General features: G+C 38.5%; 12 protein-coding genes. All 12 read right to left on the bottom strand.

Annotated features, from left to right (window positions below; all coding sequences use genetic code 11):
- Window positions 1-343: 343 nt before the first annotated feature.
- The 12 genes from bsdcttw_RS08775 to bsdcttw_RS08720 all read right to left on the bottom strand — a co-directional run bounded on the left by bsdcttw_RS08775 (window position 344) and on the right by bsdcttw_RS08720 (window position 20,572).
- Window positions 344-2,698: a glycoside hydrolase family 3 N-terminal domain-containing protein gene (locus bsdcttw_RS08775; protein WP_185259004.1), complete on the bottom strand. Its 2,355-nt coding sequence runs from the start codon at window positions 2,696-2,698 to the stop codon at window positions 344-346.
- A gap of 161 nt (window positions 2,699-2,859) precedes the next feature.
- Window positions 2,860-4,707, bottom strand: a complete 1,848-nt coding sequence (locus bsdcttw_RS08770; RefSeq protein WP_185259003.1) for a glycoside hydrolase family 20 zincin-like fold domain-containing protein — start codon at window positions 4,705-4,707, stop codon at window positions 2,860-2,862.
- A gap of 167 nt (window positions 4,708-4,874) precedes the next feature.
- Window positions 4,875-7,970 (bottom strand): alpha-mannosidase, encoded by a 3,096-nt coding sequence (locus bsdcttw_RS08765; RefSeq protein ID WP_185259002.1) that lies wholly within the window; start codon window positions 7,968-7,970, stop codon window positions 4,875-4,877.
- Window positions 7,971-8,027: 57 nt separating this feature from the next.
- Window positions 8,028-8,600 (bottom strand): uridine kinase family protein, encoded by a 573-nt coding sequence (locus bsdcttw_RS08760; protein WP_185259001.1) that lies wholly within the window; start codon window positions 8,598-8,600, stop codon window positions 8,028-8,030.
- Between the two features lie 69 nt (window positions 8,601-8,669).
- The gene (locus tag bsdcttw_RS08755) at window positions 8,670-9,653 is read right to left on the bottom strand and encodes a glycoside hydrolase family 130 protein (protein ID WP_185259000.1); all 984 of its coding nucleotides are present in this window, start codon (window positions 9,651-9,653) and stop codon (window positions 8,670-8,672) included.
- Window positions 9,654-9,891: 238 nt separating this feature from the next.
- On the bottom strand, window positions 9,892-11,403 hold the full coding sequence (locus tag bsdcttw_RS08750) for an ABC transporter substrate-binding protein (RefSeq protein WP_185258999.1): 1,512 nt from the start codon (window positions 11,401-11,403) through the stop codon (window positions 9,892-9,894).
- Between the two features lie 62 nt (window positions 11,404-11,465).
- Window positions 11,466-12,392 (bottom strand): carbohydrate ABC transporter permease, encoded by a 927-nt coding sequence (locus tag bsdcttw_RS08745; RefSeq protein ID WP_185258998.1) that lies wholly within the window; start codon window positions 12,390-12,392, stop codon window positions 11,466-11,468.
- Window positions 12,393-12,422: 30 nt separating this feature from the next.
- On the bottom strand, window positions 12,423-13,382 hold the full coding sequence (locus bsdcttw_RS08740) for an ABC transporter permease (RefSeq protein WP_185258997.1): 960 nt from the start codon (window positions 13,380-13,382) through the stop codon (window positions 12,423-12,425).
- A gap of 385 nt (window positions 13,383-13,767) precedes the next feature.
- Entirely contained in the window at window positions 13,768-15,174 is a 1,407-nt protein-coding gene (locus tag bsdcttw_RS08735; RefSeq protein ID WP_185258996.1) for an alpha-L-fucosidase, read from the bottom strand.
- Window positions 15,175-15,322: 148 nt separating this feature from the next.
- On the bottom strand, window positions 15,323-18,328 hold the full coding sequence (locus bsdcttw_RS08730; RefSeq protein ID WP_185258995.1) for a glycoside hydrolase family 2 TIM barrel-domain containing protein: 3,006 nt from the start codon (window positions 18,326-18,328) through the stop codon (window positions 15,323-15,325).
- A gap of 287 nt (window positions 18,329-18,615) precedes the next feature.
- Window positions 18,616-19,638, bottom strand: coding sequence for a LacI family DNA-binding transcriptional regulator (locus tag bsdcttw_RS08725; protein ID WP_185258994.1), 1,023 nt, complete (start codon window positions 19,636-19,638; stop codon window positions 18,616-18,618).
- A gap of 397 nt (window positions 19,639-20,035) precedes the next feature.
- The gene (locus bsdcttw_RS08720; RefSeq protein WP_185258993.1) at window positions 20,036-20,572 is read right to left on the bottom strand and encodes a nitroreductase family protein; all 537 of its coding nucleotides are present in this window, start codon (window positions 20,570-20,572) and stop codon (window positions 20,036-20,038) included.
- Window positions 20,573-20,813: the final 241 nt, after the last annotated feature.

Raw genomic sequence — 20,813 nt, 5'->3', positions numbered from 1 at the left:
AAAACAGAAAGCCTCATGCTTCGATTCCAAGGCATAAGAAGTCCTAATTCTCTGAAGATTTTATGCTTGACATATTATAAAACAGATAACTCGCTACGCATGAGTACACTACGTGTACTCAAACAATCTGTTTTATAATATAGCACAAAATCTTCTGAGAAAAGGACTTCTAATGCCTTTCCATAGGCGCATTCGTTCTTTCTGTTTTGTGCAATTTGCCTGTGTATGTATGAAATTAAGTCATTTGTCAGGTAAATCATAGAATAAAATCAAGCCTGAATTACGATATATAATTCAGGCTTAAAACTTCTTGTTTTTTTACTTCACTTGTATTTCACTAGAATTAACTTAGTACGACTTTTCCCTGCCAGATAGTATTACAGCCATCCGATAACATTAGTTTTATATCTCCGGTCTCCGGTACGAAATCCATTTTATCGTTCCATATTGATAAGCTTTCTTCATCCAGACTTAAAACTGCTCTTTTTGTTTCTCCTTTTTGAATCCATATCTTTGTAAAGGCTTTTAACTCCATCACACGGGTGATAACACTGGCCTGCATGTCTTTCGTATAAAGCAGCAGCAGTGCATAGCCGTCATAGTCGCCCACATTGGTTATATCAGCCCCTATTTCAATACAGCCATTTTTTAAGTTATCCAATGTAACTATGATACAATCTGTTGTTTCCTTTTGTACCTTCTTTTGGCCTTCTAATGCCTCTTCAGGGTATCCACTTAAATTCCGGTAATTCAGTGTAAGGTCACTATACTGAAACCGTGTGTAGGATAAACCGTATCCAAAAGGATACAGAGGCCCTTCAGACATATTATAATAATTCATGCCCTGATAAGAGTCTTTGTAATTATAATAAACCGGCAGCTGTCCTACATGCCTTGGTATAGAGACCGGAAGATGACCCGATGGACATGTCTCTCCAAATAGTATCTCTGCGATAGCCTGCCCGCCTTTCATTCCAGGGTAAAAGGCACATAGCAAGGCCTTTGAATACTTCTCTATTTCAGTAATTGCATAAGTACGTCCCTGAATCAGGACAGAAATAACCGGCTTCCCGGTCTCATAGATTGCTTCCGCTAAACGGTTTTGAAGTCCTGGCAGGTTCAAATCAGCCGAATCAATCCCTTCACCACAATCCATCTCTACTTTCCCATTTAATTTTGCCGCGCCATTTGCATCAAATTCCGCACCACCAAATCGGCTGGAGGAGCCGCCTAATACTAAAATCGTATAATCAGAGGATTTTGCCAGCCGGACTGCCTCCTCTATATAATCTTCCTGGGTATCTAATAACCCGCAGCCCTTAGAAAATCTGATCTGGATTTCCTCCCCGCTGTTTTTGGCAAAGTCCTGGATTCCTTTTAAAACAGTTATACCTTCTGCATCACGAACAGGAGGGGTATAATCTCCCAGCTGATGATAGATTTCATCTGCATTTGGTCCGATTATTGCAAGAGAGCGTATTTGTTTTACATTCAGCGGAAGAATCAGCTCTTCATTCTTTAACAGGCATATAGATTCCCTGGCAAGCTCCAAAGCCTCCGGATGGTCCTTATAGGTATGTGAAACAGACACATCCTTTTCCTCAATGTAAGGATTTTCAAAAAGTCCCATTTCAAACTTAAGCTTTAGAACCCTAAAAACCGCTTTATCCAGTTCTTCCATAGTTATAAAGCCGCTGTTATATGCCTCTTCCAGCCTGGTAAAGCCTTCATCCCAGAGACTAATATCAACCCCTGCTGTCAAAGCTCTGGCTGCTGACATCGCATTATTTCCCGTCATAACATCCAGCCGGTCAATTGCCAGACCATCTGCCATTACAACACCATCAAAATTCATCTCACCCCGGAGAATATCTGTAAGAAGCCTCTTATTACTATGGCAGGGTATTCCATCAATTTCATTATAAGCAGCCATAATGCCTTTTGCTCCTGCCTTACTGCAAGCTTTTGCTCCAGCCAAATGGATTTCTCTTAGTTCTCTTTCCCCGATACGGGCAGCACTGGCATTGACTCCACCGGTACCTTCTCCCTGGGCACAGAAATGTTTCGCAACAGCAGCTATACCATTACTCTGGATTCCGGTTACCGCTGCTTTTGCCAGTTCACTGCTAAGGTATGGGTCTTCGCTGTAACATTCTTCACTTCTTCCCCATCTGGGATCTCTCAAAACATCCAGCACAGAAATAAGTGCCATATGTACTCCCATTTCTTTTAACTGACTGCCACAAACCTCATAGGCTCTCTTTAAAAGCTCCGGATGAAAGGCTGCTCCCGCATTCAAATTAACTGGAAGCAGATATCCGTCAAGGGCTTGGTGACCATGAGGGCATTCAGAACTTAAAAGCATGGGTATACCAAGTCTTGAATGCTCCAGAACATATTTCTGAACCAGGTTATAAGCTTTAGGAGCTAGTATTCCTGTCAAACCGCTTTCATAGTTTTTCCCTGACCAGGGGTCTGCCCGGTACAGTCCATAGAGTGCTCCCAGACCACCATAATATTCAATTTCTTCTTTTAAATCCTGACTAAGGAGAATATCATTATTTTTTCTTTCATAAACCTGAAAGCCGTAAAGATGTTGATTCAACTGTCCAACCTTCTCCCTGACAGTCATATGGGATAATAAATCCTTTGCACGTTCACTTGGTGTAAGTTCGCTGTTCTTATATATATACTCCATCAATCATGCCTTTCTAAAAGGGGCTATTTTGCAACAGCCCTTTATTTATGTGGAAGTGTACTTAATTTTCAGTTTTTGCTTATCCTACCTTGCCGTACTGCCGGCAAACCACAAATTTGAACTTCTATCTAAATTTCTGCAAGAAAAACGAAAAGCTTTTCCTACAATTCTCTGAGTCGGTCCGCATACCACAGTATGACATCCTGAATACGGTATAACTCTGATTCTTTGCTGACACTTCTCCAAACTTCCTTATAGTGATAAAACCAATGTTCAAGCTGTTCTGCCAGTACTTTAGGGTCTGCCTGCACTTCATTTTTCACCCCGTACAACTCCTGGCACATAACGGCTCCGATGATATTAAATAATTCCATACCTTCTGCTGCAACAATATATGGTTTCACAAGCACCTTCTTATTACAATCCAGATGCTTCAGGTTTCTATATAGATTATTAATACCTTGGTTAATGACTTCATTTGCTGCCTTTACACCACTAAAATCCAAGGCAGTGAGATAATCTCTCTTCTCTTTAGCGCTTTTCCCCTTGCTGTCCATTTCCATATAACGGACAATATGATACCATTCAAAAACACTCTTCTCAGACAAAAGGGCTGCATTATGAACAAATGAGAGGGAACTGTCGCCGAATTCTAAAAGAGATATCTGTCCTTTGATTTCATCATTATCCGGAATCTGACGGTTCCAGGAGAAGGCTGCTCCAAAGATCATACCGGTAATGCTGAATTCCGGATGATTAATATGTCCGAAATCGCCCCAATCGGTATTTAGAATCCCGATTGCCTGATACTTATGAGCGTAGCTGCACATCCTGCTGATATTCTCGTAGGAAGCATCAATAAAATTGATGAACTGATTCCAGCCGGCAACACCAGGGCATAGATATTGAGTTGCTCCTGCTTCATGTAATGCAAGGGCTGCCTCCTCCCCTTCATTCCTCGAGTATCCCCAGTTCAGGCAGATTGTTTCAGCCGGTAATTGGTTGATAGCATCCGGGAAGCCTTTGATGATGTCTCCCCAGAACATAGGACGTTTCCCTTTCTCAATCAGATATTCGCACAATTCCTTCACGAAGCTGACATACATATTATCAACACCGATTTGATCAGCCAAAACTTTAGACTTTCCTTTTCCCAAATCAAAAGTTTCATCTGCGCAGAGGTTAAAATGCTTCGATGAGAACAGGGGAATATATTCGTCGATTAACTTCTTAACAAGTTTCATACTTTCTCTATTCGTTACATCAACGGTATGGTGATCCATCCGGTCATTAAAGGAAAAAGGTTCTTTATCCGAATCCGGCAGTTCACACAAAGATGCATAAGTCTTCGTACTTAATAACTTATAGAGATGCCCAAAGCTTGATAAGGAAGGTATCAATTCAATATGAAATTGTCTGCAGTATGCATCTAATTCCATGATTTCGTCGGCCGTCAGAGGGGTATCATCTCTCCATACCTCACTTAACCCCTGAAAAAGAAAACTATGTTCTACATAAAGCTGTAATTGGTTTATTTTATAATAACTTAACTTTTCTACAAAGCTTTTTAGATAAGCGAGAGTTGGAATACGCCCCCTGGTAGCATCAAGGTAATAGCCTCGATTTGGCATATCAGGATAATCATTTATAGTAAGGCAAGGTAAGATTGCTCCTTCCACTGATATGATTTGTCTTAATGTCTGTATTCCGTATAATATACCTGCATTACTTCCGCCACATATCCGGATACCATCCTGTTGTATGGATACGGTGTACTCTTCCTTCTTCATGGTCTCAGCGCATTTTAAGTAAATACATCCGTCTTCAAACTCACCTTTTGTTATAGCCGCATGAAAGCCTAAATTAGCCTCGATATCTTTACTCAAAAGCTTTGCATGTGTGAATACCTCAGAATCACAGGAAGAATCAATTACTATTCGTCCCCGATAAGTAAATATGAAGTTTTCTTTTCCCAAAATAACACTTTGGGGCCTTGGTAAAATATTCATATGCATCTCACTTTCTTATTTTTGTAATTATCTCTCTATCTGGAGGTAAGGGCTGCCGCACTTTCTCATCTTGGGAGAGGATAAATCTTCCACCCTGAATGTCTATTATGCAACAGCCCTTCTGTATGAAAAAAATATAATTCTAATAAGTTAAATGATAAGACAAATTATTTGAACTTGATTCTATAAGTCTTTATCTCGTAAGGTTTGATTTCAATCTCAAATCCATTCTCTGTCTTTGGAACAGTTTCAATAAACTCTTCTATCAAATTGCATTCCTCAATGGATACAATCTCTGCTGCCCTATCCAGGCTGATCTGTGCTTTTGTCAAGGAGTTCTCGTATTCATAAATACGAATTACAACGCCATTTCCGTCTTCTGCTTGTTTTACTGTCTCAATCATTACATTGGGTTTATTAACAGATACAAAGGAGAATGCTGTACCAGGGTTACCGCCCTGCCTTGCGAAAGCCGGCTGATTAACCTTAGCAGCTTCCATAACAGTACCGGCTGCTCTCCAAGTCTCTGCATGAGGATAAAGAGCATAGGTAAAGAAATGTTCTTCCTGGTCTGTTGTAGGATTGGGCTCGATTCCGGATTTTATCAGTGTAATAGCCATATTTCCATCTTTTACAGAATGTCCGTATTTGCAGTCATTTAACAAGCTGACACCGTAATGTCCTTCCGATAAATCAATCCATTTATGTCCGCAGCTTTCAAATCTGGCAACATCCCAGCTGGTATTGCTGTGTACCTTTCTCGTCAGATTACCAAATTGGATATCAAAAGTAGCTTCGTCTGAGTGAATATTAACAGGGAAATGTACCTTTAATAAGTGCTGGTGTTCCTTCCAGTCAACATAGGTATTGAACTCGATTCTTCTGCTGTCAGCATAGAAATAAATCTTCTGTCTGATGAGGGAGTTACTGATATTTCTTTCAATTTCCAGGGTTGCACGCACTTCTCCAACTTCTGTCCATTCCATACGGGAAACTTCAGTTACATCCCAGAATTTTTCTGTGTGGAAAATGTCAATATCCCAGTTATCATAGTAAATTGGCTTATCTTCATACATACGGAAGAGATTTCCCTGCATACCGTTCTGTAATACCTGGCGGTCATTCTGTTTATCATAAATAGATGTAAATAAGCCCTGTTCATCAATTTCAATAGTGTAATAAGGTGTTTCCAGACAATTGCCGTTTAAGCTGAAAGGTTTAGCTTGTTCCATTTTACTTACTATTTCAAAAGTCTTGCTGCCCTTAGCAGGTATACCTTTTAGGTATGCTACCGCTCCGTCTGCTGATTTTTGTACCGGATAAGTAATTCCTGTCTCATCTTTCAGCGCTTCTGCATTGATATCACCAAGATTTACAACATCATCGCGAAGGAATCCAAGTGTGTTAAAGATGGTAACTCCTTCTCCCTTGCCGGTTAATTCAGTCAGACAATTATCAATAATAACTTCTGCCTTTTCTGACAGTTCTTTGTATTCTTTCTTTGTTACTTCATATACCTCTTTAATAGAGGAACCGGGTAAGATATCGTGGAATTGATTCAACAATACTTTCTTCCACATAGCATCCAGCTCTTCAGCCGGATAAGGTAACTTATTCAATGCAAGTACGGAAAGCAGCTCCAGATCCATTAACATAAGCTCGCTCTTACGATTGGAACGTTTATTTCTAGCCATGGAAGTGTAAGTTCCTCTATGGTATTCGAAATAGAATTCTCCTTCCCAAACTGCCACTCTATTGTTGTCCTTTACACGTTCGTGTAATTCCTCAAAATAAGTTCCTGCAAATTCCTGACGTACTTTTGGTATACCACGCACACCTTTTTCCATACGTATTGAGGTCTCCAGCATTTCTCTTGTAGGGCCGCCGCCGCCATCTCCGTATCCGTAGGAAATCAGGATATCATTGTTAATGTCTTTATTCTGATATCTGGTCCATCCACCCATAATGGAGTCAGGATGAAGCATACCGTTATAGGTAGTAAAGAATTCCTCTGTACTCTGACCTACTCCAAGGGTTGTAATAAGGTGGGTAAAAATACTGGTTCCATCAATACCCTTCCAGTACATGGTGTCATTAGGTATCTTATTAAACTGATTCCATGCCAGCTTGGTAGTCATGAAGTAATCAATTCCGGATTTCTTCATTATCTGGGGAAGTGCTCCTGAATAGCCGAATACATCGGGAAGCCATAATACTCTGTTATCCACACCGAACTCATCTTTAAAGAATTTTTTACCATGCATGAACTGGCGAACCAGTGATTCTCCGGAAGTAAGGTTACAGTCGGCTTCAACCCACATGCCGCCTTCCGGTTCCCATCTGCCTTCTTTTACTCTTTCTTTTAATCTGGCGTAAAGTTCCGGATATCTTTCTTTCAGGAAATAGTATAATTGAGGCTGACTTGACATGAATTTATAATTTGGATATTCTTCCATAAGCTTTAATACAGTAGCAAAGCTTCGTCCAACTTTTTCCCTTGTCTGCTCAACAGTCCACCACCAGGCAACATCGATATGAGTATGTCCGATACAGGTAGCTATAACATCATCATATCCTGCCATATCTTCATATAGAGCCTTCTCAAGATATGCATCAGCCTCTGCCAGAGAAGCATAGAATTCCTTAGAATAAGGAGTTCTTAAATCCAGGTAGTTAATGCAGTTATTTAATACTGCTTCAATATCTCTTCTTACCTTATCATCCTGTTCCATACGGGTAAAGGCACTTAAAGGTACACTGATATCATAATATAATTTCTCAATTCTTGGATCAATCTCAAGCATTTCTACTATCAGATTGAACTCACTATGAAGAGTACCGGTATAGGACTGTAAATCCAAGTGATATGTCTGTCCTAAAACAGCTTCTCTTGTTAAAAGGACTCTTCTGTGATTCATATCAATTCCCTGGGTAGCTACATTGTCAACGTATAATAAAAATTGAGGATTCTTGCCGTCATCCCATTCCTCAATCTGGGTCTTAACATTCATCCATACAGCTTTGCCCGCCATTGACTGAGGCACTGTGAATTCACCGCGGAACCAATAATGTTCATCGGGTCCATACCAGTGCATTGTTCTGCAGTCAAACTTTTCCCATTCAGCTTCCGCTGCCTCAGCATCCTTCGGATATATATAATTGCCCTTTTTATATTTCCAGTCGTCAACGTTTACTTTTTGAACCACTGATAATTTCTTTAATTCGTCACTTATTACACGAACTCTTTTATCTAAAAATACCATGTCGCCTCTTTCTACATATATATCCTATATGTTAATGTAAGAATACTTTACCCAATGTTAATTTGTTCCTACGTTCATTTCCTTTATTATATAAGTTAAAATCATATCAACTGCTTTATCCTGGGGAGAAGAACCATTTATGATTAAGTCCGCTCTCCATTTCGTAGGTTCCACATACTCATCATGACGATAGCGAACCATATCCAGATATACCTGAGAAATTTCATCAAAGCTTAATCCCCACTCCATGTTTCTGTGAAGTCTTCTGACAATTCTTTCATCAGCTCTGCAATCTACAAACAACTTTAAATTCAGGTATGGATAGATATCCTCGTCCCACAGTGCTAGCAACCCTTCTATGATAATAATATCATAGCTTTCATTTACAGCTTTCTTTAAGTCCAAGAATAACTGTTCCAAATACATTGTTTCCGGATGATTGTCATCCACATACTTTTTCTTTGTAACAGGAGCAGCAACAAAGGGACGTTCCTTTTCAGGTTTAAAGTAGGAATCCATGTGAAAAATTTTAAGTGAATACTGGTTTAACTCTTTCTCCAGTTTATCACATAATGTGGATTTACCGCTGGCACTACCCCCGGCAATTCCTATTATGTATGGCTTTTTCATTACACGTAACCTCTCTTTTACTAATTTTCCTTATTATACCACGTTTATAAAAAGCCATAAATAATTCTTTTATACTTCTTCCATTGCTGCCATTAATTCGTCAACAGTGGTAAAAGCCAAGCCAACTACAGTATCTGCAGCGCCATAATATACAGCGATTCTGCCGGTCTTTGCATCTGTTAATGCCGCACAGGGAAATACTACATTAGGAACATCTCCGGTTGTTTCATATAATTCCCTAGGTGCTAGAATATAATTCTTTGTTCTTTTCTTTACAATCCAAGGTTTTTCTAAATCCAAGAGAGCGCATCCCATACGGTATACAAATCCATTACAGGTAGCCAAAACACCGTGATATATTGTCAGCCAGCCTTCATCTGTCTCTATAGGAGTAGCTCCGGCACCAATCTTTGTTGCCTGCCAGCCGGAAGCTTCAAAATTGGTTGTTCCCATAACATAACGGTGATGTCCCCAGTACTCCAGGTCATTACTTTGACTGTAATAAATATCACCGAAAGGTGTATGTCCATTATCGCTGGGGCGGCTTAGCATAGCATACTTGCCGTTAATCTTTTTGGGAAATAAAACACCATTACGGTTAAAGGGTAAGAAGGCATTCTCTAATTGTACAAATGTTTTAAAATCAAAAGTATACCCAACACCGATTGTTGGTCCATGATATCCATTGCACCAGGTAATATAGTAACGGTCTTCTATAAAACAAACCCTTGGGTCATAGCGGTAAACCTTAGCCAATATTTCTTCATCCGCACCGGTGAACTCAATAGGTTCCGGATTGATATCCCAAGTTATTCCGTCTTTACTAAATCCTGCATAGATATCCATGGTTACAGCTCTGCTGTCACACCGGAATACTCCTGCATAACCATCACCAAAAGGCACTACCGCACTATTAAACACACTATTGGATGTGGGTATTGCATCTCTATCTATAATGGGATTTGCATCGTATCGCCATACGGGATGAAGGTACCCTTCCGGTTTATCCTGCCACGGAAGATTATCATAAGATCCTCCAATAATTTTACTCATATTTTGTTCCTCCATTATACTATTAGTCAAGTACTGCTGCCGTCCGGCGTTTCCAGTATGATCTATTTAACAACAGGATATTTCTCATAGGTAATATCCTAATTATTTTCAAAGTTTCGAATATCAGTTTTTGCTTCATTAGACATTAAACGGGCTATTGCAAAATATTGGCGCGAACCATCTGTCTGCATTTTGTAACAGCCCGTTTAATCTTTATATCATTATGCTATTTTAAATCTTACTTGTTATAGTAAGCATCAATCTGGCTCTGTACTTCAGTGATAATAGTATCAAGTCCGCCAGCTTTTAACTCTTTTGTGATTTTAGGAACAGTAACTTCAGGATCAGAAGCACCTGTTAAAAGCTCACTCTTATATTTGTTGTATACTTCTCTGCAGTTAGCAAGTTCATTCTGGATCTTTGAGAAATCTGCGTTAAATCCTAATAAAACGGAAGGTTTTGCATTTTCATTTAACTTCTTAACTTCATCCCACTGATTTACAGTATCGGTAGACAGCTGAGATACAGTGAAGAATGTACCCTGTGTATAACCTGCCATCGGCCATTCTGTGTTAAGTTTCTCAACCTTGCCGTCAGCTGTGTATTTGAAGTTTTCTCCTTCAACACCATAATAGAAGGCATCTCTTACCTTAGGATCAAGGTTTACAAGCTGTAAGAACTCAAGGCATTTTTCAGGATACTTGGAACCGGAATAGATAGCATTAACGGAACCACGAACTGTTTCATTGGATACGATAGTGTCGTTGATCTGAACAGCTTCTGCTTCTACACCCATTGCAGGTCCCCAGGTTGTCTTAGCTGCTGAAGGCCATCCCTGTGCAATACCAACTGCTTTGTAGGAAGGTGATTCAGATGTAGCAGGTGCATCAGAATTGATAACGCCGGATTTATACCAGTCATGAAGTGTCTTAAGCTGTGACATAACATCTTCCTGCTCAAGAACGTTTACTACTTTACGGTTCTGATCATCAAATTTAACACCAATAGCAGGAACTCCAAGTCCAATACCATCATATAAACTTAAGATCATTGCAAGTCCGTTCTGGTCTAAAGGTAAAGCAGGTGTTCCTTCGCCTTCTGTAATTTTCTTTAAAGGCTCAGTAAGTCCGTCTAAAGAGTGGATATTCTTATAGTCAACGCCATACTTGTCAGCTTTTGCTTTATCCCAAACAATATAGTTTGACATAGAGGAATCTTTGTAAGTAGGTACGCCGTAAACACCACCATTAATAGAAACCGCATTCCAGTAATTTTCAGGAATGTATGAATATAAATCAGGTGCACTTGTCTTAATAATATCTTTCATATCATAGTAAGCACCTAAAGCAACATCGCTTGTGAAATTTCCGCCATCTGTGAAGAGAATATCGAAGTATTCACCGGAGTTAACGATAATATTTCTTCTGTTACCCCAATCACCCCATGATACGATTTCCATATCAATGTTAACCCCAATTTTCTGTTCCAGATAAGGATTGATTTTAGCTAACCAAGCATCGTAATTTTTTGGCATACCGCTACCAACAGCAATCCATTTCAGTGTGACTACTTTATCACCGGATGTACCATTATCTTTTCCGTCAGGTGTTGTAGTTGCAGTAGCTCCGTTAGTAGTTCCATTGTTAGTTCCTTTGTTGCCGGTATTTTTATTGTTGTCTTTAGAGCATCCGGCAAAGATTGTACTTAATACCAGTACGATCGATAGTAACAAAGCGATCTTTCTTTTCATAAAAACCTATACCTCCTATTGTTTTCATATTTATTTACTAAAGTATAAATACTTTTAATAAATCAACCTTTTACTGACCCAATGGTCAATCCTGATACAAAATATCTTTGGAAGAACGGGTAAGCGCATGCAATTGGTACTACGATTAATACCGCGATAGCCATTCTTGCTGATTCCGTAGGCATCATATTCTTATACTCCTGAAGTGATAAGCCGGCGGAAGGATTGTTTGCCAGGAATTCAACATTTTTTTGAATGTTATTCAATATAGCCTGTAAGGACATTAACTTGCTGTTATTTATATAAAGTGATGACTGGAACCAGTCATTCCAATAACCAAAGCTTAAAAATAACCCTATAGTAGCTAAAAGAGGTTTTGAAATCGGTAAAATAACTCTTGTATAGATACTTAACTGATTTGCACCGTCGATTTTAGCAGCCTCTACAATAGAATCCGGTATACTGGTCTTAAAGAAGGTTTTACAGATTACCACATTGTAGGACGATACCGCCAACGGAAGGATCAATGCCCATACCGTATCCTTTAAATGCAGGATATTACTATTTACAACATAGGAAGCTACCATACCACCACCGAAAATCATCGGAATAAACACCACCCAGGTCAAAAATCCTTTTAATTTAAATTCTGATCTGGATAAAACATATCCCATAGAGGAGGTAAGCACCAAGCCAATTATCGTTCCTAGTATCGTTACCAGTAACGAAATTCCAAAAGCGCCTAATATCGTATGTTTTTCATTCCATAAGAACAGGTATGCATCTAAGGAAAAGTTCTTAGGTATGAATTGATATCCCCACTTTGCAATAGACTGCTTTGATGATACGGATATCATTATTACAAATATAAAAGGTACAATCGCTACCGCTGCACAAATTACAAATATTATATTGAACAAATAGTTTGTTGGTTTTGAAATTCTGTTTAATTTATAAGCAGAATCTTCTTCTTTATTTTTCTGAAACATCTTTCTTCACCTTCCTTTATATTGTCATGCTTATATAATCGCGTACTCGTCATCCACTTTTTTAACAACCCAGTTAGCCATAAGAATTGTAAGGCAGCAGGCTACTGACTGTAACAGTGATGTTGCTGATGTCATTCCGATTGGAGCATTGGATCTTATCGCATTATAAATATAAGTGTCAATCGTTGAAGATACATTATAAAGTGAAGCTGGTATTCCTCTGGTTACCTGATAGAAAAGACCGAAATCAGAGCTAAAGATGCCTCCTATACTTAAGATGAACATCATGATAATAATTGGCTTTAAAAATGGTATTGTGATATATTTTACCTGCCTCCATTTTGTTGCACCATCGATTACTGCTGCTTCATAGTAGGTGGAGTCAATTCCTGTAATACTAGCAAGGTATACTACTGTTCCGTAACCTACGCCCTTCCACATCTTCATAAATATCAGAATATAAGGCCAGTATTTCGGTTCCATATACCATTGAATCGGTTCACGTCCGAAAGCTTCCAGAACATGATTTAAAATACCTTTATCTGCACTAAGGAATGCAAAAACAAAATAACTAACAACTACCCAAGATAAGAAATGAGGGAAGAACATGCAGGTTTGATATACTTTTGATTTAAACTTGCTATGTACCAAACTAAGCATGATTGCCAAAGTTACCGGAATCAAAATACCCAAGATAACAAAGACAATATTGTAAAGAATCGTGTTACGCAGCAATATTGCAAAGCTGTTGGATTTAAACATGTATACAAAATTTCCGGTTCCTGACCAGGCGCTGTGCAACAGATTGTATAAAAATCCTTTTCCGGCAGTGATTCTATAATTCTTGAAAGCAATTATTACACCAAACATAGGTAAATAACTAAACAGTAAATACCATACGAAAGTAGGTAAGGCTAACAAAGATAATTGAGAATCATCTTTCGACCAACGTCTTCTTTTTATTCTTTTTTTTCCAGGATCTTTTTCCATAATAATACCTCAGCCTTTCATTATCTGCACATTATGCAACTAAAATTAACTCATACGACAAAATGTTAACTAATCAATTAATATAATCTCTATTTTTTAAATATTGATGATAATTTATTTAACATTTAAATTAACGTATTCCCCAAAAAACTTAACATAAGTTTAACATGATGTAACTCTAATGTCAATATATTTTTAAAATTATCAACAAAAACATTTCATTACCATGATTGTTTATATGATTTTTGCCTAAACCCATCGGTATCATTTGCTTTATAGCCGTTTAATTATCCTTTTCTTTCAATTAACGTTAACAGTATATTTATGTTAATTAAGGTTCACTAAAACTTACATTTCGTATTAACCGCACTGTTTTAACATGTATTTAGTATAATCCTATTGTCTGAATAACAGGTGCTACGCGGTATTCCTTAAATACAATTCTCAAGGATATAATTTTTGTAGGCGGAATTGCGCAGATCTTTTTATACCCTATGGTAGTTCCGCTATAGATTAATCTTTCCTCTGTGACCTCAGTCTCTGCCCATACTTCAAATCGTTCCACTCGCTGGCTTAACTTAATCTGCTCTTGAAGCACAATATATTGAAGCACTTCAGGTTCTTTCAATCTGATTACAATATCGCAGCAGGCAGAGTAATCAATTGCTTTCCAATAAGTATCATTTTCTTCTAAAACATTGTAAACATCACTTCCCGGTTCAGTAGAAGAAGCTGTTACCTGTGCTTTCACTGCATAATTCTCCTGAAACGCCTCTCGAATAAAACTGCCCAATTCTGTTAATCTTTCTTCATCGTAGGTTGTAATATAACCATCCTTGTGCGGCGGTATATTTAAAAGAAATAAACCATTTCCTCCTACAGCATTCAGGTATATTCTTTTCAAGTCAGATAAGGACTTTACAAGCAGATCTTCTGATTCGTGATAAAACCAGCCGGGACGGATAGAAACATTAACCTCGGCAGGATACCAGATTAGTTTATCGGCTTTTTCCACAATCTTACGGCTTCCAAGGTCATTGGTTTGCTCATCAAGACCTTGTTTTCTGAATTCAGCATCATCGTTCTTCTGAGATTTCTCCATAATATCCGATTGTGAAAACACTTCCGCAGGTACAACACTCCATTCGGATTCTCTGCAATCACCGGCCTCATTACCGCACCAGCGCACATCCGGTCCGCATACCGATATTACTGCTTCCGGCTGCAATTTTCGAATCAGCTCATAATAACGCTTCCAGTCATATTCCTGTTTTTTACCATTCGGGCCTTCACCGCAGGCACCATCAAACCATACACTATATAACTTTCCATAGTTTGTTAATAATTCAGTTAATTGGTTGCAAAAATAGTTATTATACTCCTCACCACTGCCATAGACAGATTCATGTCTATCCCAGGGTGACAGATAGACCCCTAACTTAATTCCATATTTCTTACAGGAAGCTGCAAGTTCTGCTACAATATCCCGTTTAAAAGGTGTATGCATTACAGAGTGGTTTGTATATGCCGTATTCCAAAGACAGAAACCATCATGATGTTTCGCTGTAATAATACAGGCTTTAATTTCTGCCCGCTTTAACACTTCACACCACTGATCCGTGTTCAGATTTTTAGGTGAAAATATGGATATATCCTCTTTACCCGTACCCCATTCACGGTCCGTAAAGCTATTAATTCCGTAGTGGAAAAAAGCTGTATACTCAAGTTTCTGCCAGTTAATCTGGTTTTCAGTTGGAACAACCGATATTAATTTTTCCAATAAATCATCCATTCATTCATTCTCCTTATCTCTTTCTTACTCATTTTTATCTTCAAAAGGGGCCGCTGCATCCAAAGTAGCCTTTTACTTTATTAATGCAACACCCCCTTCATTTATTATTTTATTTCTAATTTAAGCCCTAACCTCTAATGACAGCAACTTACCTATCATACTTTGCATGAATGCCAAAGGAGAAACTAAAATTCTTCTCACGGAGCCTATATTTCTCAATCAATTCAGGACCACAGCTATGAGAGCCGATACCACTGACTTTGTAATCCACTCTGGCTATTGTGTATTTACTTGGTACCAATTCATAATTGTGCAGGGCATTTGTAAGTTGTTCTGAAGTATAATGTGATACATTGCATTCAAAGCCTTCTTCAGAGTAAAATTCCAATGCGATTCCCTTATCATTATGCAGCTTCAGGTACTTGACGCCAGTGTGATTACCATGTTCCTGGGGCTTGATATATGGAACATATTCTTTGGATGCAGTCGTATAAAACCGTCCGGTTTTCACATGGTGGCACATATCTATATAATTTTCATAGGGTCCTTTACCAAAATACTCCACCTGTTCCATCTCTTCCGGCAATACGAATTCAAATCCGAATCTTGGAAGCCATATACAATCCTCATGTATTTTTACATTCATATCAACCTTTAGATATCCGTAAGAATCTACGGCATAGCATGCATCATATCTGGCAAAAGGCTCTCTGGCAACTCCTGCAAGGCTTCCGCTTACCTGGATTGAGATTGAATCATCCTGGCAGACTTTCCAATCCATACGGTAGCATTTATGAAACAGCCGGTTCATGTTCCAGCCACTGATATTATCCGTAAAGATTCCCCATTGATATTTAATATGTCTGTCATTATCCGTAGGCGCTCTCCAGGCAGTTATTTTCGCCTCTTCCTCCAACAAATTCTGTCCCTTTACTTTGATACCGCAAAGACACCCTTTATTCTTATCAAAGCTGAACCCACTGCCATCTGCGCAATATATCTCCAGCACATTATCATTTTCTTCAGCGTGAAGGCTTTCCTTTATAGCGCCTATTTCTTCCCTGTAAACTTTATAAAAAAGACTATCTGCCTCAACTTCCGTCAAAGCTAACTGAACCATGGCAGTTTCATAACCGGCTTCCGCCCACTGACAATCCTCACGTCTGATTAACGAAAGATTCAGAAAACATCCCAGCTCACATTTTTCCGGAAGCTTATAGGCTAATACAATTTTTTTAGATTGATGAGGTTCAAGGTCTAATATTAATTCTCCCTGTACTTCTGTCACCCCGTCCTTCACAAGTTCCCATCTCAAAATAAAATCATTTAGATTAGTAAAATCATAGAGATTTGTTATCATTACTTCAGAACCAGAGCCCTCTACAAGTTCTGCTCTTAAATATTGATAAGCTGCTTTTGCTTCCAGGGAACCGGCTTTTAGACTTCGATCTGCGAAGACAAGTCCATCTACACAGAAATTCCCGTCATGAGTCGCCTCACCGAAATCCCCGCCATAATAATATTTACCATCTTTTAGAACCGTATGATCTGCCCATTCCCAGATGCATCCCCCAAGCAGGCGGGGATAACGATAAAATACGTCCACATAATCTTTCACATCTCCGGGACCATTTCCCATTGCATGAGAGTATTCACATAGAAAATATGGCCGTGTATCCTTACTTTCCCCTTCCTTTTCCAAGGTAGTTATGTCCATATACATATAACTGACAACATCCACACAGGGAGGATTGTCAACCATGTTCGCTCTTTCATTATGTATTAAGCGAATCTTGTCCCTGGTCTTAATCCATTCGCACATTTTATCATAGTGGGAACCATATCCGGACTCATTACCCAAAGACCACATGATAACGCAGGGATGATTTTTATCCCGTTCTACCATTCTTCTTATTCGCTCCAGCAAAGCCTCTTCCCACAAAGGATCATCTGTAAGCCAATCCTTAGCATACGCTTTATATTCCCAGCCGGTTATCTTGGAGACAAAGCCATGCATTTCAATATCTGCCTCGTCCACAACATAAAAACCGTATTGATTACATAACTCCAGGAATTCTGATGTGGGCGGATAATGGGATGTACGTATTGTATTAATATTCAACTGTTTCATTGTAATAAGATCTTTTTTAATATCTTCAATTGACATCACATGTCCTTTTGTAGGATGTGTATCATGGTGATTTACACCTTTTAGTTTCACTGGTGTTCCATTAATAAGCAATTCACCCTGATTGGATGTTTCAATTGTCCGAAATCCCACATGTATGGGTATATATTCTTCTCCCATCTGAAATATCATGGAATATAGGTTGGGCGTCTCCGCTGTCCATAATTTTGGATTACTCACAGTAAATGTAACCTTGTTAGCAATTACCTGTTTCTTTTCAAGCAGAACATTTCCATCATAAAGACTGCTCCAGACAATTGCTTCCTCGTTTAAGTTCCCGTTATCGCAAATCTCAATTCGAGCAGAAACCTTTGACAGATCATTTTCGATTTTAATATCTCTAATATGTGTTTTTTCCCTGGAAATAAGATAAACATCTCGAAAGATTCCCGATAACCGGAAGAAGTCCTGATCTTCCAGATAACTTCCGTCACACCATTTTAGGACCTTAACCACTAACTCGTTATCCCCTTGTTTCATGTAAGGTGTTAAACGAAATTCAGACGGCATATGACTGCACTGGCTGTAACCAATTTCCCTTCCGTTGACATAGAGATAGTAGCAGGAATTAACACCTTCCAGTACAAGGTATGTATCTTGTTCCATCCCCTGTTCATCGATACAGAATCTTGTTCTGTAAACTCCGCACGGATTATCATCAGGTACATAAGGAGGGTCTACCGGATGCGGATAATTTACGTTGGTGTAGTAGGGCTTATCATATCCATGCATCTGCCAGTTTGAGGGAACTGTTATACGGTCCCATTGTTCAATTACTTCCGGTACGTCATAGACTTTCTCATAATACTTAAAATCCCATTCCCCATTTAACAATTGATAAGAAGAAGATTGTTCTTTGGTGCCTTGCAATGCTGTGTCCATATTACGGTATGGGATAAAATAAGCTCTTTCTTTTTCTCTGCCTTTTTGCAGAAACGTCGGGTCCTGCCATTCTGTCTTGTTCATTCCTACCCCTTCCACCGCCCGGCAACACTCCTAGGACGCCTACTGGCGGTTTCTTTACTAATGAATATGATTGGTCTTTTCCTTAACTCGTTAACGTTATTAACACACATAGTAACAAAGTTAACATCATAATAACATAGTGTAAATTTGATGTCAATAAAATTAAACAAAAAAACGCCTTGGAAAATGTACTTTTTTGTGGTATTTGTACTTTTCCAAGGCATATTCATATTACAGGATATATTAATTTCAGAGGAACTAATTTATATTACCCTAACCATCTAATTCTAGATTTCCGTTGAATTTCTGTAGACAACTCTTGTGCGAATATAAGTTACCTCAAAAGGATCCTCCGGATTGTCAATTCGATATAACAGCTGCTTTGCCAGTCGTTTACCGATCTGAGAATTATTAACCTGAACGGTAGTTAAATTCTTTGTATAATTAAATTCATTGTTATCATCATAACCGGATACCGCCACATCCCCGGGGACTTGATGTCCATGACTTTCAAGATACTGCACTAGCATATTTGCTGCATGATCGTTCACACATACAAATGCATCTGGCAGCTGTTTTATGTTATTCATAAATTCTTCTATTATCTCTACATATGTTTTTACGGTCATATTTCCGGTATAACATATATTCGGTTCAATGGGCATGCCAAATTGATACATGGCTGATACATATCCTTCGTATCTTTCCATATTTGTTTTTGCATATTGTATATCTCCAATAAAGCCTATATGCTTACGTCCCCGCTTTATTAAAGTAGTAACGATTTCTTTAATGCTATCACGGCCTTCCAGCAGTAATAAATCCCCATTCAACGATTCCACTGACATATCCGTAACAATATCCAGAAATACTTTTGGTATTGACAATCCGTTTAATAGCTGAAGCATCTCTTCATCATATACATTCATTATGATAATCCCCTGAATGCTTCCATCTGTTAAAGATTGAGGCAGCACATAACCCTCCGGTATTTGTGCAGGAAGGTAGGTGTACATTAATCCGATTCCGCTGTTTGAGAACTCTTCTGCCAATTGGTGTATAATCTTCACCCAAAATGCAGAGGTTTCCGGCCTTGACACTACAACAGATACCAGAGTCTGTTTTTTTAACGGAATAGCCAATTCAACTTCCTGGAGCTTGGAAGGCTGGTAGTTTAACTCCGCCGCACATTCTAATACTTTGCGTTTCATATCCTCTGAGACGCCATCTTTGTTGTTAAACACTTTCCAAACAGTTACCCTGGAAATATTCAGTAAGTCAGCAATATCCTGTATTTTTGCTCGTTTCATCCAATATAACCCTTTCATATACTACGAATCAAAATTTGAATCACTTCAAAAATGAATTATTGATATATGGAATTATAACATAACCTCCCCCAAAAGCAACAACATTTATCAATTATGTTCAAATTTTTTTAACATTAGTTAACAAACTTTCAAAATTTAACGTAGTATTCATTCTTTTCTATCGTCGAGGCATTCCACAAGAAGTCGACTATAAATCAATTGATTCGAAAGAATATTACAAAATTTACAAATTTATTACTATCTCTATTATAGTCTCAAGACAATTGTTGTCAAGGATTTGTGATATTCTTAAAATAAAAGCTTTGCCCAGCATATTAGACTGGACAAATTATTTTACATGCATGGCACATCCGATTTAACGTTTTAATTACCGACTTTACCATTGCTCGTATCGGATAATTTCTTCAATACATTTTCTTGGGCGTCTCTCTGGCACTTCATCGCCGTAACCTACAGTTATGATTCCGCATACATACTTATCCTTTGGAATGTTTAAGACAGGTCTGACATCTTCTTGTTGAAACCAAGCCGTCCAACAAGTTGATAGTCCTAAATTCTCTGCTTCCAGTAAAATATGTTCAATGGCAATTGCGGTATCTCTTATTATTTGCTTAAGCTCCGGATCAGGACTATACTCATCCAAACTGATTTCGCCGCCATGCTCAATTCGGCTGCGAATATCAGCTATACATACTAAGAATAGAGGGGCTGATAACATCCACCTTTGATTATGGTCAGCTCTCGTTAATTTTTCTTTTGTCCCTTCCGATTCAACTATAATAAAGTTCCAGGGCTGGGTATTGCTGCCTGATGGAGCTAATCTGGCACTTTCCAACATCTGTAGAATTTTCTCCTTCTCCACTTTTTTATCCTGGTATTTGCGCACACTTCTTCTGCTCTCAATTTGTCTCATCTGCAATCTCCTTTATCCCATTTTATTTTTCATTACTTGGCTTTTTTACTTGAATGTCATGTAAAAGTAGTTAGAAATTGATGTCATTATATTCCTGTTAGGCCAATATGGCAAGATACCTCTCTTTCAAGAGTACTCCTTCACCATGGTGGATCTGTTAATAAAGTCAGCAGAAGTTGACAGATTGTTAACTTTGCACTAGAATGTTTGAAAACAGATTATCGGACGAAATAATCTGCAA

Source organism: Anaerocolumna chitinilytica, assembly GCF_014218355.1.
In the GTDB taxonomy this organism is placed as follows: Bacteria; Bacillota; Clostridia; order Lachnospirales; family Lachnospiraceae; genus Anaerocolumna; species Anaerocolumna chitinilytica.
This window is presented reverse-complemented; position numbering and strand designations above follow the sequence as displayed.

Excerpts from the sequence above, each read along its gene's own strand:
- bsdcttw_RS08770 (WP_185259003.1), bottom strand. The coding sequence starts at position 4,707 with ATGAATATTTTACCAAGGCCCCAAAGTGTTATTTTGGGAAAAGAAAAC.
- bsdcttw_RS08725 (WP_185258994.1), bottom strand. The coding sequence starts at position 19,638 with ATGAAACGAGCAAAAATACAGGATATTGCTGACTTACTGAATATTTCC.
- bsdcttw_RS08735 (WP_185258996.1), bottom strand. The coding sequence starts at position 15,174 with ATGGATGATTTATTGGAAAAATTAATATCGGTTGTTCCAACTGAAAAC.
- bsdcttw_RS08740 (WP_185258997.1), bottom strand. The coding sequence starts at position 13,382 with ATGGAAAAAGATCCTGGAAAAAAAAGAATAAAAAGAAGACGTTGGTCG.
- bsdcttw_RS08720 (WP_185258993.1), bottom strand. The coding sequence starts at position 20,572 with ATGAGACAAATTGAGAGCAGAAGAAGTGTGCGCAAATACCAGGATAAA.
- bsdcttw_RS08745 (WP_185258998.1), bottom strand. The coding sequence starts at position 12,392 with ATGTTTCAGAAAAATAAAGAAGAAGATTCTGCTTATAAATTAAACAGA.
- bsdcttw_RS08755 (WP_185259000.1), bottom strand. The coding sequence starts at position 9,653 with ATGAGTAAAATTATTGGAGGATCTTATGATAATCTTCCGTGGCAGGAT.
- bsdcttw_RS08750 (WP_185258999.1), bottom strand. The coding sequence starts at position 11,403 with ATGAAAAGAAAGATCGCTTTGTTACTATCGATCGTACTGGTATTAAGT.
- bsdcttw_RS08730 (WP_185258995.1), bottom strand. The coding sequence starts at position 18,328 with ATGAACAAGACAGAATGGCAGGACCCGACGTTTCTGCAAAAAGGCAGA.
- bsdcttw_RS08765 (WP_185259002.1), bottom strand. The coding sequence starts at position 7,970 with ATGGTATTTTTAGATAAAAGAGTTCGTGTAATAAGTGACGAATTAAAG.
- bsdcttw_RS08775 (WP_185259004.1), bottom strand. The coding sequence starts at position 2,698 with ATGGAGTATATATATAAGAACAGCGAACTTACACCAAGTGAACGTGCA.
- bsdcttw_RS08760 (WP_185259001.1), bottom strand. The coding sequence starts at position 8,600 with ATGAAAAAGCCATACATAATAGGAATTGCCGGGGGTAGTGCCAGCGGT.